This is a genomic window from Paenibacillus paridis (assembly GCF_006345825.1).
Lineage (GTDB): Bacteria > Bacillota > Bacilli > Paenibacillales > Paenibacillaceae > Pristimantibacillus > Pristimantibacillus paridis.
Genome location: NZ_VCIX01000074.1, coordinates 60,377 through 77,451, shown reverse-complemented (window position 1 = coordinate 77,451; position 17,075 = coordinate 60,377). Strand labels below are relative to the sequence as shown.

The 17,075-nt window shown below is 50.9% G+C and carries 10 protein-coding genes; 6 read left to right on the top strand and 4 right to left on the bottom strand.

The window, feature by feature from the left end; translation table 11 throughout:
• Nucleotides 1-65: 65 nt before the first annotated feature.
• Nucleotides 66-971 (bottom strand): AraC family transcriptional regulator, encoded by a 906-nt coding sequence (locus FJQ58_RS06185; RefSeq protein WP_139991558.1) that lies wholly within the window; start codon nt 969-971, stop codon nt 66-68.
• A 208-nt stretch (nt 972-1,179) separates the two neighbouring features.
• Between FJQ58_RS06185 and FJQ58_RS06180 the strand changes: the two genes are divergently transcribed.
• Nucleotides 1,180-2,028, top strand: a complete 849-nt coding sequence (locus FJQ58_RS06180; protein ID WP_139991557.1) for a sugar phosphate isomerase/epimerase family protein — start codon at nt 1,180-1,182, stop codon at nt 2,026-2,028.
• 25 nt (nt 2,029-2,053) lie between these two features.
• Nucleotides 2,054-3,064 carry a Gfo/Idh/MocA family protein gene (locus FJQ58_RS06175; protein WP_139991556.1) on the top strand — a complete coding sequence of 337 codons (1,011 nt, stop codon included), beginning with the start codon at nt 2,054-2,056 and terminating at the stop codon, nt 3,062-3,064.
• 141 nt (nt 3,065-3,205) lie between these two features.
• On the opposite strand, the gene FJQ58_RS06170 is transcribed toward FJQ58_RS06175, so the two are convergent.
• Nucleotides 3,206-4,042 carry an AraC family transcriptional regulator gene (locus tag FJQ58_RS06170; RefSeq protein ID WP_139991555.1) on the bottom strand — a complete coding sequence of 279 codons (837 nt, stop codon included), beginning with the start codon at nt 4,040-4,042 and terminating at the stop codon, nt 3,206-3,208.
• 217 nt (nt 4,043-4,259) lie between these two features.
• On the opposite strand from FJQ58_RS06170, the gene FJQ58_RS06165 reads away from it, so the two are divergent.
• The 4 genes from FJQ58_RS06165 to FJQ58_RS06150 all read left to right on the top strand — a co-directional run bounded on the left by FJQ58_RS06165 (nt 4,260) and on the right by FJQ58_RS06150 (nt 8,233).
• Nucleotides 4,260-5,261 carry a Gfo/Idh/MocA family protein gene (locus tag FJQ58_RS06165; protein WP_139991554.1) on the top strand — a complete coding sequence of 334 codons (1,002 nt, stop codon included), beginning with the start codon at nt 4,260-4,262 and terminating at the stop codon, nt 5,259-5,261.
• A 61-nt stretch (nt 5,262-5,322) separates the two neighbouring features.
• Complete coding sequence (locus tag FJQ58_RS06160) at nt 5,323-6,261, top strand: aldo/keto reductase (RefSeq protein ID WP_139991553.1); 939 nt, start codon at nt 5,323-5,325, stop codon at nt 6,259-6,261.
• A 295-nt stretch (nt 6,262-6,556) separates the two neighbouring features.
• A complete protein-coding gene (locus FJQ58_RS06155) occupies nt 6,557-7,366 on the top strand; it encodes a phytanoyl-CoA dioxygenase family protein (protein WP_139991552.1) in 810 nt (269 codons plus the stop codon).
• Between the two features lie 12 nt (nt 7,367-7,378).
• Nucleotides 7,379-8,233 (top strand): sugar phosphate isomerase/epimerase family protein, encoded by an 855-nt coding sequence (locus FJQ58_RS06150; protein WP_238403840.1) that lies wholly within the window; start codon nt 7,379-7,381, stop codon nt 8,231-8,233.
• Between the two features lie 113 nt (nt 8,234-8,346).
• Here the strand turns inward: FJQ58_RS06150 and FJQ58_RS06145 are convergent, their stop codons facing one another.
• Together FJQ58_RS06145 and FJQ58_RS06140 are read right to left on the bottom strand one after the other, a co-directional pair.
• Nucleotides 8,347-10,026 carry a DUF11 domain-containing protein gene (locus FJQ58_RS06145; protein ID WP_139991551.1) on the bottom strand — a complete coding sequence of 560 codons (1,680 nt, stop codon included), beginning with the start codon at nt 10,024-10,026 and terminating at the stop codon, nt 8,347-8,349.
• Entirely contained in the window at nt 10,023-16,721 is a 6,699-nt protein-coding gene (locus FJQ58_RS06140; protein ID WP_420799818.1) for a DUF7507 domain-containing protein, read from the bottom strand. Before FJQ58_RS06140 ends, FJQ58_RS06145 begins: the two co-directional genes overlap by 4 nt.
• Nucleotides 16,722-17,075 lie beyond the last annotated feature (354 nt).

Here is a 17,075-nt window from a genome sequence, read left to right as displayed (position 1 = left end):
CTCAAAAATCCCCAAAGCCAATGTCGGCTTTGGGGATTTTTTTCTGCGTTCCTCCATTACTCCCCTTATAAAATCTTAGACAGCTTCCTGTACTCGCGTGGGGAAATGCCTTCATGACGCCGGAAAATGCGGCTGAAATAATGAATATCCGAATAACCAACGAGATCACCGATCCGCTCAATGGTTAAATCGGATTCGCGAAGCCACTTTCTTGCTTCCCTGTGCCGGATGGATTGCACGAATTCGCTTGGCGGCATGCCTGCAATTTGCTTGAAGAGCTTTGCGGCATGGTCGACGCTCATATTCATTTTGCTCGCAATCGTGGAGTTCGTCCACTGCAGGGAAGGGGCTGCTTCGATTTGCTCTATCAGCCCAGCCAGGCGTGCGCCGTGTACGGTCGCTTGCGAGAGTGTGCGCGATAAAGGCGTGCGCAGCAGCAGGGTTAGAATTTGCAGCATTAGCCCTTTGCAAGCCAGCTCGTATCCGAGCCGGCGCATCGTAAATTCTTCGACAAGCAGCTCCATGAGCTGGACGCAGGCAAGGGGCGGCGTATAAACCGGATGCTCCGTTAGAGGAGACTGGCCTTCCGCAACGGCTTCATAGCAAAATTTTTGCGGCCATAAGGCTGATTCGTTGACGATCATATCAGCTTCCGTCTGAATATCCAGCTCATCAAAAAAGTCGAAATGAATGCCAAGAAAACGAGCATCCGGAGCGGATACGATCTCATTCTGGTGAAAGACGCCGGAAGGCAGAATGATAAGCTGCCCGGCTTCAAGCTTGTAACGCTGTCCCTGCATGAGAGTAGCAGCTTCGCCTTGACAGACGTAAAGCAGCTCGAAATCGTACAATCTCCGCTCAGGGAGCCTGCCCGTGGGCATGCGTTGAAACTGGGCATAATGCACACTCGGCGACCATTCTCTTAGGGCTGCCGAACGCTGCTGCGGATAACGGTTGGGGGAGCTTTCCAAGAGTCAGCATTCCTTCCTAACGATTTATGAGAAATTGCACGGAATCGTCCAACTAATCACTATTTCAACTAAATAAATCAGATGATAAATCGTTTAATATATGTATTATCACATGTGAGTGGTTAAGATTCAATATCTCGTAATTAGCTAAAAATATCAGGCAATGCAAGCAACGAATGAATGATTTTAACATACAGGAGGTTTATTTATGAAAAAAGGGATTAACATTTGGTCGTTCAAAGATGGCGCGACGATTGCAGATTGCATTCAAACGGCGAAGAAGGCTGGCTTTGACGGCATTGAGCTTTCGTTGAATGAAACGGGAGAGCTTAGCCTTGCTGCCACGGACAAGGAGATTAACGAGATCAAAGCAAGACTCGAGGATGCAGAGCTGGAGATCGCAGGACTCGCTACGGGATTGTATTGGTCATACCCGATGACAAGCGGGGATGCAGCCATTCGTGAGAAAGCAGTCGATGTAGCCAAGAAGCAGCTGGAGCTTGCGGCAGCGCTTGGCGTTGACGCGATCCTGGTCATTCCTGGAGCCGTCGGCGTGGATTTTATTCCGGGCAGCGAGGTAACGGATTATGAGTATGCTTACGAGCGGGCGTTAGAATCCATTGGCAAGCTGGTTCCATATGCCGAAAGCGCTGGCGTGTCCATCGGCATTGAAAATGTATGGAACAAGTTTCTGCTCTCGCCGCTTGAGCTGCGCACCTTTATCGATGCGCACCAGTCGAGCTTCATAGGATCTTATTTCGACGTAGGGAATGCGCTCCAAAACGGTTATCCCGAGCAATGGATTCGCATATTAGGACAAAGGATCAAAAAGGTGCATTTCAAGGATTATCGCCGTCAGGCAGGCGGCTTGCATGGCTTTGTCGACCTGCTGGCAGGAGACGTTAATTATCCTGCGGTCATGGAAGCGCTGCGTGCGATTGATTACAACAATTACGTTACCGGGGAAATGATCCCTCCTTATACGCATCATGCAGAGCAAATTATTTTTAATACATCCAAAGCAATGGACGCAATATTGGGACGTCAACACAACTAGTTAATAAGAAACGGAGGTTATGGATATGTTAAAAGTTGGATTAATCGGATTTGGATTTATGGGACGCATGCATTTTGACAACTATGTTCGCTTAGCGGCTGAGGGGGCTCCCGTGCAGCTTGTAGCCATCTGCGATCTGCTCATTGAGGAGCTTAAAGAAGGCAAGGCATCAGGCAATATGGCGACAGAGCAAGAGGTATACGATCTTACCCCTTACCGCCTGTACGACAACATTACGGCGATGCTGGAGAATGAGGAATTGGATGTCGTGGATATTACGCTGCCTACCTACCTGCATGCGGATCTGACATGTTTGCTGCTGGAGCGTGGGCTGCATGTTTTATGCGAAAAGCCGGTAGCCGGAACGTCGGAGGACGGATGGCGCATGGCCAATGCAGCGGAGGCTACAGGGAACACGTTGATGATCGGCCAATGCTTGCGCTTCTGGCCTGCGTATGAATATTTAAAGGCAGCCGTGTCTGATGGCCGTTATGGAGCGGTAACTGGCGGTTACTTCTTTAGAGGCTCTGCGGCGCCTAAGGGTTGGTTTCTCGATGGCAGCAAAAGCGGCGGCTGCTTGCTAGACATGCATATCCATGATGCCGATATGATCCATTGGCTGTTCGGCAAACCGGAGAAGGTGTCTACGCTTGCACGCAATGTGATTCCGGGCAGCGGCTATGACGTGGTCTCCACGCATTACGTGTATCCTGACGGCAAAGTGCTGAATGCACAGGCCGATTGGACATTAGAAGGAGACTATGGCTTCTCCATGACGTTCCGCGTCAATTTCGAAGGCGGAAATGTAGTGTTTGAGAACGGACAGCTAAAGGTGAATCCGAATGATGCGCCGGGCTTTGTTGCCGAGCTATCCGAGGATATGGGCTATTATCGCCAAATTAAGTATTTTATCGAATCGGTGAATGAAGGCAAAGCGGTGACCACCTGCTTGCCGTCGAGCGCGGTAGGCACGCTTGAGATCATTGAAGCCGAGCTTCGTTCGGCAGATCAGGGTGGGGCTTTCGTGCAGCTGTAAAAAGAAAGTTCTGCAAAGGTAAGACAAAGATGTTTAACCTATTCATGCAGTTATTCGTTCATAACCAAACAAAGAAGCTGCGTCCCGTGGGGCGCAGCTTCTTTGTTTGGACATAAGAAAGCGAGGATGCTTCCGCCAAAGCTAAATGCCATAAAGCTGGCGGTAGACGGTTGGCGTCATCCCTTCATGCTCCATAAAACGCTTGTTGAAATAACTGACGCTCGGATAACCCGCATCGCCGGCAATTTGCCCAATGTTCATCTCTTTGCGCTCTAGCAGCCATTGCTTGGCCATTTGCAGCCGTGAGCGCGTAATGAAATCCATGGGCGTCATTTCCATGACGCTGCGGAACAATTTACAGAAGTAATACGGACTGACGCCTGCTTGCTCTGCCCAGTATTCGAGCACGAAAGGCTGCGCCGCTTCCTGCTGCATGAAGGGAAGCAGCTCCAGAATTCGGTTGCCCGAGTTGCTTGCTTTGCTGCCGGATATCGGCACGGCCTGCTCCACGAATACAGCAAGAATAGCGAATGTAAGGGCAGCCAGCTTCGTTGGATGAAGCATGCGGAAGGTTTCCGCTTCAACGAGCAGCTCCTCATGGACCTGTTCCCAAGCAGCGGGCTGTCGCACCGTCCACAGCTGGCTTTTGTGAAAGCCTCTCTCAATCATATAATCCTGCAGTCCGCTTCCATAGAAATGAACCCAACGAATGTCCCAAGGATCATCCTTGCTGCTATAGTAATGCTGCTGCTGAAGCGGGAAGTAGAGAACGGCTTCCCCTGCCTCAAGCGTATGGACGACGCCGTCGCATTCGACGTATCCCTTGCCGGATACAACGTAATGAATATTAAAGTTATTTAAAGATCCGGCTTCCCGCACGGAATAATGCTCCGGATGCTCCCAGTAATTCCCGACGGATTCCGGGAAAATAAAAAAAGGGTTTTGCGGAAGCGTAAGCAGATGGCTTTGTCTTTGCATAGGTATCCCCTTCATGACAATATTGTTTTAGGTGATAACAAAATAATATCATTTTATTTTGGTTTATTCTATTTTACACTATAGAAAAGCATACGCCATCCTTTAAAATCTGCTTATTTAAGAGCGCTCGATAAGTGGAGATCTCGGTTTGGGAAAAGGGCTGAAGCTTATTCTTATCACAATATAATAATAATAATAGATATGGAGTGATGCTGGGATGACAAGGAAAAAGCTAAAATGGGGCATTTTAGGCTGTGCGGGTATTGCCAAACGGGCCATGATACCAGGGCTTCATCTTTCGGAGTTAAATGAGGCTGCAGCGATTGCCAGCCGTGACCTGGACAATGCGAAGCGGACGGCCGAGGAGCTGAATATTCCTACGGCTTACGGCAGCTATGAAGAGCTGCTTGCTGATCCTTCCATCGATGTCGTCTATATCCCGCTGCCAAATCATTTGCATAGGGAATGGGCAATTCGCGCAGCCGAGGCGGGCAAGCATATTTTATGCGAGAAGCCGCTTGCTCTAACGGCGAAGGAAGCGGCCGAGATGGAAGAAGCAGCAGCCAAGGCAGGCGTTCTCTTGTCCGAGGCGTTTATGTATCGCTACCATCCGCGATACGACATGATGAAGAAGCTGATTGAAGCAGGGGAAATCGGTGAGGTGCGCGGCATCCGAAGCGCCTTTACGTTCAATAACGCAGGGCATAAGGAAAACGTCAGATACCGCAAAGAGTGGGGTGGCGGCTCGATTTACGATGTAGGGTGTTACCCAATCAACGCGGCAAGGCTGCTGCTGGGTAAAGAGCCGGAAGCGGTGACGGTACATGCCTTGTTCTCTCCGGAGCATGATCATGTGGATATGATGGCCTCCGGTTTAGTTGAATTTAGCGATAACGTATCCTTAACCTTTGATTGCGGAATGTGGGCGGCTTTTCGCAACCCGCTTGAAGTACTCGGCACCGATGGCATTATCGAGGTGCCTTCCGCCTTCGTCACCGGCGAGCCAGGAAGCGGGAATTTCTTCGTAAGCGCCAAAGGTGAACGCCGCGAGATCGAGGTGCCGCATGTGAATGCGTATACGGCTCAGGCTGATCATCTCTCCCGTGCGATTCTAGGAGAATCGCAGCTGCGGTTCGGCGGGGCTGATGCGGTCAGCAATATGAAGGTGATTGATGCTTGTCTGCAATCTGCGAATGATCGTGCGAGAATTCGTTTATAAATCACACATTTATAACCGTGATGTCCAATAGCATAAATGAAATCTAGAGGAGGAAACAAAGATGGAATACATTCAAATTAAAGGTTCACCTAAGAAAGTATCACGTTTAATGAAGGGTTCGGATTACTTTTATCATGACACTTACGAGAAAGCGGCTGCGAATCTGGACGCATTCATGGCGATTGGCGGCAATTCGATTGATACCGCTCATATTTATTGCGGCGGTCAGAGCGAGGAAGTGATCGGCCGTTATATGCAGGAGCGCGGCAATCGTGAAGATCTGGTGATATTGACCAAATGCGCGCACCATGACCACAATGGCCCTCGCGTAAACAAAGAAGCGATTCAAGCGGATCTTACGTCCAGCCTTGCCCGTTTGAAAACAGACTACATCGATCTCTATGCTTTGCACCGGGATGATCCCGCCGTGCCGGCGGGAGAGGTTATCGAAATCTTAAACGAGCACGTCAAAGCAGGCAGCATTCGCGCCATTGGCGTATCGAATTGGACTTGGCAGCGGATTAAAGAAGCGAATGAATACGCGGATGCTAACGGTCTTGTCGGATTTTCATTCAGCAGCCCTAATCTTAGCCTAGCTAAAGCGAACGAGCCGTTTTGGGCAGGCTGTGTTTCTGCTGATGAAGAAACCTGCGCATGGCATGAGCAGGAGCAATTCCCGCTTTTATCCTGGTCCTCGCAAGCTCGCGGATTCTTTACGGGACGATTCACTCCAGAAGTACGGGATAACGCGGACCTGGTCAGAGTATTTTATAGTGACGATAACTGGGAGCGTTTGGAACGCGCGAAGCAGCTGGCGGAGAAGAAGGGCGTTAGCGCCATTCAAATTGCGCTTGCCTATGTGCTTAATCAACCATTCCCAACCTGTGCTTTGATCGGCGCGCAAACGTCGGAGGAGCTTCATTCCTGCGATGCCGGCTCGCTTATCGAATTGACGAAGGAAGAAATGGACTGGCTTGATCTTGCGGTTCAAAAAGTATAAATCTGCGTTATGCGACCAGATGCATAAGCCAAAGCCAAAGCCAAAGCTGTTCCTCGTGAACAGCTTTGGCTTTTTTTGGTTTGCACGGTAATATTTTCGCAAGAAAGGCAGGCGTTTTCAGGTAGTGTCTGGGTTTAATCCTAAGCTGAGGATTCGTGAGTCAGAGCTTTGCCAGCTTTGGAGGAAATAGCAGAATACCGTTACTTTTCAGCAGTAATCTTGCTTCCGCAAAAATAGCGAAAGTTTTATGATGAGGTCAAGAAGAACGAATCTAACGCTAAAGGAGCAACCGCCCATGTCAAATGAATTACAAGTCTTAAACGAAGAGCAAATACAGCAGTTCCGCACAGAAGGTTTTTTAATCGTAAAAGGATTATTTTCGGAAGAGGATGTCCGTATTATTGAGGATAAGTTCGAGGAAATTAGCCATCAAACGATTCCAGGCATGTTCGAGCCAGTCCTTGACGGCAGCACCGATGATCCTTTGAAACGGTATCCGCGTGTTATGCATCCGCATCGCTTCGATGAGACAGCGAAGCAGTATTTGCTCCATAAGCCAGTCATGGAGGTACTGTCCGATTTGTATGGCGAAGAGGCGCTTGCCGCTCAAAGCATGTTTTATTACAAGCCGCCAGGCTCACGGGGCCAAGCTCTTCACCAGGACAATTTCTATCTGCAGGTAGAGCCGGGCAACTGCATCGCAGCATGGACGGCGATTGATGCAGCTAACGAAGAGAACGGCGGTTTGCTTGTTGTTCCGAAGACGAGCGAGCATGAGCTGAGCTGTCCGGAAACGGCAGATTCGTCGGAATCCTTTACTACGCATTACGTCAAGCCGCCGAAGGACCAGAAGGCGATGCCGGTCATCATGGATAAAGGGGATGTATTGTTTTTTAACGGAAACCTTATTCATGGCTCGTACCGCAACAAGACCAAGGATCAGTTCCGCCGCGCATTTATTTGCCATTATGCGAATGCTTCCGCCACACATATTAATACTCACTACCGTCCGCTGTTCAGGCAAGATGGTACGGTTGTCGATTTGGAAATCAATCCGGATGGGGGCCCTTGCGGTATAGATTTCGAAATGGCCTATCCGCACTAAATGGGGAAGAACATGAACGGAAAATTGCAGGTTGAGATGTCATGGTGGGGGATGAACGGCTTGCATAGAACTGCCGGGAGCCCCGATGGAATGGAAGAGAAGGTAAAACGAATTGCAGAGAACGGTTTCGACGGCATCAATGCCTTTGTGCCGCCTCCAGAGGAGAGCGGACGCTGGAAGGAACTGCTGGACCATTACGGTTTAGGTTACAGTGTCAATGCGTATCCCGCCTGCTTAACGGATATGGCCGAATTTTTGGAGAAGGCAGCGGCATTTGGCAGGGTTCGTTATGTTAATGCACAGGTCATGAAGCCCTTTTTAACTGGAGAATCGGCGCTTGAATTGCTCTCGGGCATCGATGCGCTTTCTCGGCAAGCGGGCATTCCGGTCTATGTTGAAACGCATCGGGGCACGATCACGCAGGATTTGATTCGCACGGCGCAATTTTTGGAGTCGCTTCCATCGCTGGAGCTTACGATCGATTACTCTCATTATGTTGTAGCAGGGGAACTGCATACGGTGTCTCCAGAAGCGGAGAAGCTGCTTCAGTCGCTGCTGCCAAATGCCGCTAGCATCCACACGCGTATCTCAAACGGTGAGCAGATTCAGATTGATCCGGGAGAGGCCGGTACTCATCCCATGCTGCCGCATTTCGAGAGATGGTGGGAGAGTGCGATGCGGCATTGGAGACAAGCGGTAAGAAAAGAGGGCGATTGCTTCCCGGTAGTCATTGAATTGGGGCCAGCGCCTTATGCCATTACAGTAGATGAGGCTGGTTCCAGAACTGCCGAAATAAGCGACCGCTGGGCGCAATCGCTATATTTGAAGAAACTTGTACAGCAGCTGTGGCAACAATCGAGCCTATAGCAAAAGCCTGACTGGACGCTTAGTGGAGGCCAGCCAGGTTTTTTTTTTAATCCTATAACAAGGTATGGGAGTGACGGGATAAAGCAGTCTTCAATCTTGAGAAGCTGTGGCTTCTATTCATCATCTTCAGTGACAGTTACGGGGAGTACGTTAGATTCTACTTCACCTGTAAATGTCTGGTTTCCGCTTTGATAGCTGAATTTGGCTCTGGCATACCCTAAAATTTCATCTCCAACGACCGCATCGGTTACGATGGCGGAGTATACGATTTGCAATGAATCGCCTGGCAGTAAGCTGCCGAGCTTCCAGCTCCCTATTCCATCAAAAGCGGTAGGAGGGAGGCGTCTGCCGTCTACTCGAAATGATTTCGGCAAAAGATCTACACCTAGAGGAAAATCGCTAATAAAAGCGACATCCGCAGCCAAATTGCCTTTATTCGAAACCATTGAATGGATCGTAATGGAATCGCCATACTCTACGATAGCCGGATTTACATTCGCAGCAATCGTAATAATTGGCGAAGCCACCGTTGTCGCGGCAGCATTGGAGTAAGCGGTATTGCTTACAACCCTCCCATCAGAGAGCCTGAACGTATAGTTAGCCCTCGCTGTATTGGTTAATGGCGAGCTGCCTGTAAAAGGCGAGGAAATCATAGCATCGAAGGTGATTACGTTTTGGGATTGACCAAGTAATGTGCCGAGCATAATGCCATCCTCTATGTTTTCACCCGGCAGTGGCGCGCCATTAAGTTTTAAGCTGCCTGCTGCGAATGCGGTGCCAGCGGGAATGATATCCTCAAGTACAGCGTCTACCGCGATGTTTTGCCCATTGCTAATCGTGATGGCATAGCGCAGCCAATCACCTGGAAGCGCGCTGGTCCGGTCTACCTGCTTGGTAACCGTGATTTCCGGCTTAATTAGCGTAACGGTAACTGCGTTAGACTCGACAAAGCTAGGCGTGCCTAAGACCAAATAACGGATAATGGCTTGGCTAACGGACAATTCGGGAGAATCCTCCGTCGTTTGGGTACGGTACGTAATAACGACAGTTGACTGCGGCCTTAGCAAGCCAAGCGGTATGCCGGTTCGAGGATCAGCTACGGGAGAAATGACGGCATTGACCGTGACACTGCCGGCGACAAAGAGTGCACCGGCAGGCAGGGTAACGAAAGCGGTAGCGTCCCGAAGGGCGAGGTTGCCTTCATTGACGACTGTTAATTGATACGTTACGTAGTCAGACGGGAAGGTTTGATTTGTGCTTGCGCTTAAAACGGCTGCGATGGATACGGCATTTACCGGAGTGACTAGCTTATTGGAATAGCTGGTGCTTGTAATGGATCGTCCTTCGGCGGTTTGAAATACCGCATCCGCTTGGGCTTGGTTGACAAGCTGCAGGCTTCCCGGCAAAGAGACTACGATAAGCTGAAACACGACGCGCGCCGTTTCCTGTGGCGCCAAACTCCCAAGCGCAATCCCTGCATCAGGATTAGCGCCCGGGACGGGAACGCCGCCTAGGAGGACACTGTTGGCAACAAATGATGTCCCCTCTGGCAGCTTGTCGGTTAACGTGACCGTTCCCGCAATGTTTCCCGTATTCGTGGCGACGAGTGAATACGTGATCGTGCTTCCAAGGAAAACTTCGCTCTCATAGGCAGTCTTGTCAATTAGGATGCGGGTGCCGATCAGAGCGGTGTTGACAGTATTGGAGTAAGTAACCATCTCTACGCTGCCCGAAGCAAATTGAACGAGCGATTGGTTTTGGAGCATTGGTTGATTGAGAGGCTGCGGGCTCATATGGTTGTAACCAGCACCTGGAAGGTTACGGTTGAGCTGGCTCCTGGAGCGATCGTACCGATCGAAATGCCGGTATTCGGATTGGCGGAAGGCCTTGGCGAGCCATCGACGGTGACGCTGCCTGCCGTAAAGGTCGTGCCCGCGGGAACCGGATCGACAAGAATGACATTGTTAACGGCTGCAATGCCGTTATTCGTTGCAATAATGGTATACGTAATGGTGTCGCCTACGACCGCGTCGATGGATGAAGCGCTCTTCACGACAGATACATTTGGCGATGAGACCGGGATCGTTAATGTATTGGACAATATGGTTCCGGTAAGCACTCGCCCATCCGGCGGCGAGAAGGAGAAGTTCGCTGTCGCTTGGTTCACCAGCTGCTGAGGCGAAGGCAGGGCATCGACAGTGACCTGAAGCGTGATGACAACGTTCACCGTTGCGCCAGGAGGCACGCTTCCAACAGGAATGCCCGCGGCGGGATTGGCGCCTGGCTGCGGAACTCCGTTTACGAGTACGCTGTTTGGTATGAAAGACGCACCAGTTGGGATGGTATCGAACACCGATACGTCTGCGGCAATATTCCCTGTATTTGTAATAGCGAGTGAATAGGTAATCGTGTCGCCAACCGTCGCATTTGAGGTGTCAGCTGATTTGCCCAGCGATAGCAGCGGCTGATAGATCGGTGTCACCACGGTATTGGAGAAGGTGCTGCCTGAGAAAGCGCCCGATGTGAAGCTGACGGTGGCGCGATTGCTAAGCGATGCTGGATTTGGCAGCGTATTAACGAGCACATTGAAATCGACCAGTACGGTTGCGCCAGGCGCAATCGTTCCGAGAATAATGCCATTGGCCGGATCGGCAGCAGGGCGAGGCACTCCATCGACCAGCACGCTGCCGGTCTGGAAGGAGGCGCCTGCAGGAATCGGATCGACGACCTGCACATTATTAATATTAGCAATTCCGCTATTGGTTACCGATAATCGGTAAGTGACGATATCTCCAATAACGGCGTCCGTTGCAGTCGTGCTTTTGACAGCCGTCACGTTCGGCGAAGAAACCGGGATAGACAAAACGTTTGTGCTAAAAGATCCGTTTAAGGTGCGTCCATCTGGCAGCGTGAAGCTGTAGGTGGCTGAAGCTTGGTTGACAAGCTGCTGGCCAGGCGGGAGAGCATTGATAACAATAGAAAATGAAACCGTTGCTGTCGTGGAAACATTCCCTAGTGGAATGCCAGCAGCAGGATCTGCTCCCGGTACGAGCTGGCCGTTCACGATTACGCTATTTTGCAGAAGGCTGGTACCAGCAGGGATGATATCGGTGAGAATGACGCTTCCCGGATAGTTACCGGTATTTTGCACTGCTATCGTGTAAACTACGGTGTCGCCAATCGTAGCGTTGCTTGTGCTTCCGCTTTTGACACCGGTCAGGATTGGCTGGTACACCGGGATAATGACGGTATTGGAGAAGGTTACGCCTGAGAATACTCCGGATGTAAAGCTAACCGATGACCGATTGCTGAGCTGAGCTGGGGATGGCAGGGAAGTAACGGTTACATTAAAGGTAACAAGCACCGTTTGGCCTTGGGCAATCGTGCCAATCGCTACTCCGGTAGCTGGATTTGCGGTAGGCCTTGCTACGCCATCAACCAGCACGCTACCCGGAACCAGAGCGCTGCCCACGGGCAGCGGGTCCGTAAATATGACATTATTGACGGCCGCTATGCCGCTGTTAAGAATGGAAATGGAATACGTGACAATATCTCCGACAGCAACGGATGTAGAAGCGCTGCTCTTGGCGACGCTAACATTAGGCGCGGATACCGAAATGACAACGGTATTGGAGCTGGCGCTCCCGCCGAGCGTACGTCCGCTTGGAAGCGTGAAAGAGAAGGTCGCGTTCGCTTGATTGCTTAGCTGCTGCGGATTCGGGAGCGAATCGATAGTAACCGAGAAGACGACGGAAACCGTAGTGTTTGGCGCCACGGCACCAATTGGAATTCCGGCTACAGGGTCTGCGCCAGGCTGTGGAGCCCCTCCGATCAACACGCTGTTTGGGACAAAGACTGCACCAGCCGGAATATTGTCGGTGACGGTTGCCGTACCTGCATAATTTCCCGTATTTCTGACATCGATCCGGTAACTAACCGTATCGCCGACGGTTGCGTTAATGGTATTTGCGCTCTTTGCCATGGAAATGATCGGTTGATATACTGGCGTATTGACGAGGTTGGACATCGTCATGCCAGAGAAAACACCAGAGGTAAAGGTGACGCTCGCTTGATTGCCAATTTGGCCTGTGGCGGGAATGGCAACCACGGTAACCTGAAAGGTTACGGTTACTGTAGCGGATGCGACAATCGATCCAAGCGAGATGCCTGAAGCAGGTATGCCTGGATTAGGTGTGCCGTTAATGGTTACGCTGCCTGGCACGAAAGTGGCGCCTGCGGGGGTAGCGTCATTGAGAATGACGTTGTTGATCGATTCTATTCCGCTATTGTTAACAGCTATGGAATATGTGATGACCTCTCCGATTGCTGCATCTACCGCAGCCGTGCTTTTCACGACGGCAACGTTAGGCGCGGAGACGGGAATCGAAAGCGTATTGGATTGGGCAGTTCCGTTAAGCAGTCTTCCGTCAGGCGGCGTGAATGTATACGCAGCCGTCGCTTGATTGACCAGAAATTGAGGACTCGGCAATGTCGTGATGACAACGGAATAAGTGACGGGAATAGAGGCTCCCGGAGGAACGGATCCGACGTTGATGCCTGTAACCGGAGATTCCCCGGGATGCGGTACGCCTCCGACAACGACGCTATTGGGAGAGAAGGTTGTTCCGGGCGGCAGCAAATCGCTAAGGGTAAGTAAGCCTTCGAGGTTTCCTGCGTTGCTAACGAGAACCGTATAAGTAACCGTATCTCCTAACGTAGCATTGCTCGTGTTTGCGCTCAGCAATAAGGATATTTGCGGCTGCGTGACAGGTGTCGTCGTCGTATTGGACGAGGATGAAGCAGAGAAAGCGCCCGAAGTGAAGCTGACTGTTGATTGGTTCGTGATTTGGGAGGGGACTGCCATCGTTACTCTCACCTCAAATGTTACGGTAGCAGAGCCGCCAGGGGCTAGGGTACCGATTGGAATGCCGGTGGATGGTGCTGCGTCCACGCGGGGACTGCCGTTTACTAATACGCTTCCTGCGATGAAAGAAATATTTGACGCCAAGGCATCGTTAAGCACCACATTGTTGACAGGAGCGATTCCGTTATTCGTCACCACGGAGGCATACGTAAAAGTGTCGCCGACGACTACTGAAGCTGGCCCAACGGATTTGGTTAACGTGACATTCGGCGGCGATACTGGAATGCTAACCGTATTCGAAGAAGAAACCCCGCTCAGCAATCTTCCATTCGGCAGGATATAGTTGTATTGAGCTACACCCTGATTGACTAGCTGCTGAGGCGAAGGCAAGGAGGTAACGGTCACGATAAAGCTGACTTCAGTTACTGTACCCGGGAAGACGTTGCCGAGCGGAATGCCCGTAACCGGACTTAAGCCAGGAAAAGGAACCCCTCCGATGAGTACGCTGTTTTGGTCAAACACTGTGCCTGCAGGGATGTTATCCAACAGTGTCACAGTGGCTTCGGTATTGCCGCTATTGCTGATCCGAATCGTGTAAGTATAGGTATCCCCGACCGTTGCGCTTTGCGTGCTGGCCAGCTTCTCAAGCATTATGATTGGCTGGAAGACGGGGATATTCACCGTTTCGGATAAAGATGATTCGCTAAAGGCGCCCGAAGTATAGCTGACGCCGGCACGGTTGGCGATAATTGCAGGAGTAGGCAGTGAAGTTACCTGTACCTGAAAGGCAACGGTTACCGTTGTTGAGGGATTAATTGTCCCAAGTGATAGACCCGTGTTCGGATTGGCGGCGCTTGTCACGCCGTTAATCGTCGTGCTGCCGCTGACGAAGCTTGTTCCGTTAGGTATGGAGTCAGAGAAATTAACGTTCGTGACGGGCACAATGCTGCTATTCCCAACATTAATCGTAAAGGTTATGATGTCGCCAATCGCGGCTGCTGTGGAATTTGCGCTTTTGGATACCGTTACGTTCGGAGCTTGGGCGGTAAGGGTTACGGTGTTGGAGCTGCTGCTTCCGGATAAGTTTCGACCGCTTGGCAGTTGGTAGGTGTAGCCGACCGCGGCTTGATTGATCAGAGTGGCAGGCGATGGCAAGGTGTTAAGCGCCACTTGAAAAGAAACCGTAGAAGGAGCCGCCGTTGTCAATGCGCCAAGCGGAATTCCGGTAACGGGACTGGCACCTGGCAGAGCTAGGCCATTCACGATTACGCTGCCGGGCACGAAAGCTGTTCCGCTTGGAATGTTATCCGTCAGAGTGCCCTGTGCGGTAATATTACCAGTATTGTTTACTGTGAACGAATAGGTGATCGTCCCGCCGACGGTGGCATTGGTTGGCGATCCTGTTTTGACAACGCCAATAATCGGTTGGTAGACGGGAGTAGTCACGGAGCCTGAAACGGACAAACCCGAGAAAACGCCCGAGCTGTAAGAGACGGAAGCCTGATTGATGAAGGTACCTGTGCTTGGAACGGCTACCGCGTTAATCCCAAACGTAACGGTTACCGAGCTGCCAGGCGCTATGGTTCCAATCGATATGCCGCTTGCCGGGTTTGCCGCTGGTTGTGACACTCCCGCGACGATAACGCTTCCCGCTGCAAACTGTGCTCCGGAAGGAATAGGATCTGTCACGATAACGTTCGTAACGGCAGCAATGCCACTGTTCGTAACGACCAAGGTATAGGTAAGGATTTCACCAACGGCAATATCGGCGAGGCTGGCACTCTTGACGATCATGACGCTAGGAAGCCGGACTGGAATTGTTATCGTATTGGATGCTAGTGATCCCGAAAAGACTCTTCCATCCGGAATTTGGTACGTATAGGTGGAAGATGCCTGATTGACTAGCTGCGGCGGTGAGGGCAGCGAATTGACCTGGACTTGAAACGTGATGGTAGAAGATCCTCCCGCCGCTACGGAACCAATAGAGACACCAGCTGGCGGGTTCGCTCCAGGAACGATGACGCCATTAATGCGAAAGCTGTTCGGAACAAACGTCGTCCCCGCTGGAATGTTATCTGTTAAATTGACTATCGCAGCTGAGCTTCCGCTGTTGGATACAAGCAGGGTATACGTGACTTGATCGCCAACCGTTGCGTTCGTAGTATTCGCACTCTTTACAATGGACAAATTAGGGGCATATACGGGAATCGTAACCGTATTCGATGGAATAACCCCTGTGATAATCGAACCGCCGGCGACGCTTTGGAAGGTAAAAGCAGCATTTGCAGTGCTTGACAGCTGCGCGGTGCTTGGCAAAGACGTAACGACAGCTTGATAAGTAACGGTAATCGAGCTTGAAAGATTCAGAGATCCGAGCGGAGCGCCTGTTCGGATGTCGAAGGTCGGTTTGGAGACGCCTCCGACCGTAACACTGCCGGGAACAAAGGTTACGCCGGCCGGCAATGTATCGGTCAATACGACGCTGGCAGCGTTGGCCGTTCCTGAATTGCTGACCGTAACCGTAAACGTAATGATGTCGCCGATCGTCGGCCCCGTTGCATTCTCGCTTAGGGCAACAGTAATCAAAGGGGCATTAATGTTGACCTGAATCGCATTGGCATTGAGCACATAGGCATCGCCCGAGGTTGTTAGTGACAGCACCGCGGAGCTTTGGTTATTGGTGAGTCTTGCCGAAATGTCGACGTTGGTAATGTCCCAGCCTTGGCGACCACCAACAATATTGGAACCGGGAGCCCCGTTTATTTGATTGCGGTCACCGAAGGTTCCTGTCGTGTTTAACGCGCCGCTGTCATTATTGATCTGTGAGGCAAAGAAATTGGCTGCAAAGTTATTCGTTCCCGAAAGGGCAACCAAGCTTGCCGCGGTGGGCCCAAAGAGAGCCTGGTCTCCTGTACGGTTAGCATCTCCCTCCTGCCCGCTGAACAAGGCTCTGCCGCCCAGCGCTCCGGATATCGGTGTAGCGAAACCAGTGATTGTCGTATTAACAGGTCCAGACGTGCTTTGGACGAGAATCGCTCCCGCACGAAGAGACATATTGCGAAAGGGCAAGGTAGGGTTCTGATAAATAACGGCCAGTGTCCAGCCTGCGTGATTAGCTGTAGAATCTCCCGGTATGATAATCGTTCCGACGACGCTGCCCGTTGTGTACGTACCGGCACCTGCTGGCAGCACAAGAGCGGTAACGTTTGCCGATCGGGTATAACCGAAAGCGCCTCCCCCAAGATCAAAGGTATTGCTTGTTGCCGCATCTGGCGATACGCTCGATAGGCCAAGCGGTGTTCGAAATGAAACTGGATTATTGATGGCCGCGCTTAAATTAACGGTTCCATTAATATAGGTTCCGCCCCAAATCAGCTCCGCATAAAGGACAGTGCTCCCGGCTGGCAGTACGAGAGTGGCCGCGGAACTGTTCTCCAAATAGTTGCTTGTCGTTCCGAGAGGGTATGTACCATATCTAACGGCAGTGTTTGTCGTAACGAATGCGCCAATGCTGTCAGATGTGCCCGGAACCCCTGCTACTTCGGAGCGGCTAAGACCCAGCGTATTCCCTGTAAACGTAATGGCGCCGGTTGCATTTAAGGTTGCACGGACGACCAGAGGTATTGGATTCACCCCCTTTGATCAATAGGATACGGTCAAGGGGCATAGCTGCCCCGATTGATGAATGAGTAACTTATCTATATCAAGTGTATGAAACATTTGATTTTTTTTGTTTGTCTACAAAAAATTAATTATGAGGCTTGGGAAAGTGAAGACAGGCTATGTTAGCCGGAAATATTTTACCTCATGGACGAGACCGGTAACTATTAAGCCAATAAGTTTAAAATAGTCCAACCGATCAGGTTAAAATAATCCAATTAAACGTATTTACGAACGAGCTATACTGTTTAAAACGCTTACAATAAACAGGATTTGCAAGAAAAGAGCTGAAACGGATACAATGGGGATCGAACGCTG

Excerpts from the sequence above, each read along its gene's own strand:
- FJQ58_RS06155 (WP_139991552.1), top strand. The coding sequence starts at position 6,557 with ATGTCAAATGAATTACAAGTCTTAAACGAAGAGCAAATACAGCAGTTC.
- FJQ58_RS06165 (WP_139991554.1), top strand. The coding sequence starts at position 4,260 with ATGACAAGGAAAAAGCTAAAATGGGGCATTTTAGGCTGTGCGGGTATT.
- FJQ58_RS06160 (WP_139991553.1), top strand. The coding sequence starts at position 5,323 with ATGGAATACATTCAAATTAAAGGTTCACCTAAGAAAGTATCACGTTTA.
- FJQ58_RS06170 (WP_139991555.1), bottom strand. The coding sequence starts at position 4,042 with ATGCAAAGACAAAGCCATCTGCTTACGCTTCCGCAAAACCCTTTTTTT.
- FJQ58_RS06145 (WP_139991551.1), bottom strand. The coding sequence starts at position 10,026 with ATGAGCCCGCAGCCTCTCAATCAACCAATGCTCCAAAACCAATCGCTC.
- FJQ58_RS06150 (WP_238403840.1), top strand. The coding sequence starts at position 7,379 with ATGAACGGAAAATTGCAGGTTGAGATGTCATGGTGGGGGATGAACGGC.
- FJQ58_RS06175 (WP_139991556.1), top strand. The coding sequence starts at position 2,054 with ATGTTAAAAGTTGGATTAATCGGATTTGGATTTATGGGACGCATGCAT.
- FJQ58_RS06180 (WP_139991557.1), top strand. The coding sequence starts at position 1,180 with ATGAAAAAAGGGATTAACATTTGGTCGTTCAAAGATGGCGCGACGATT.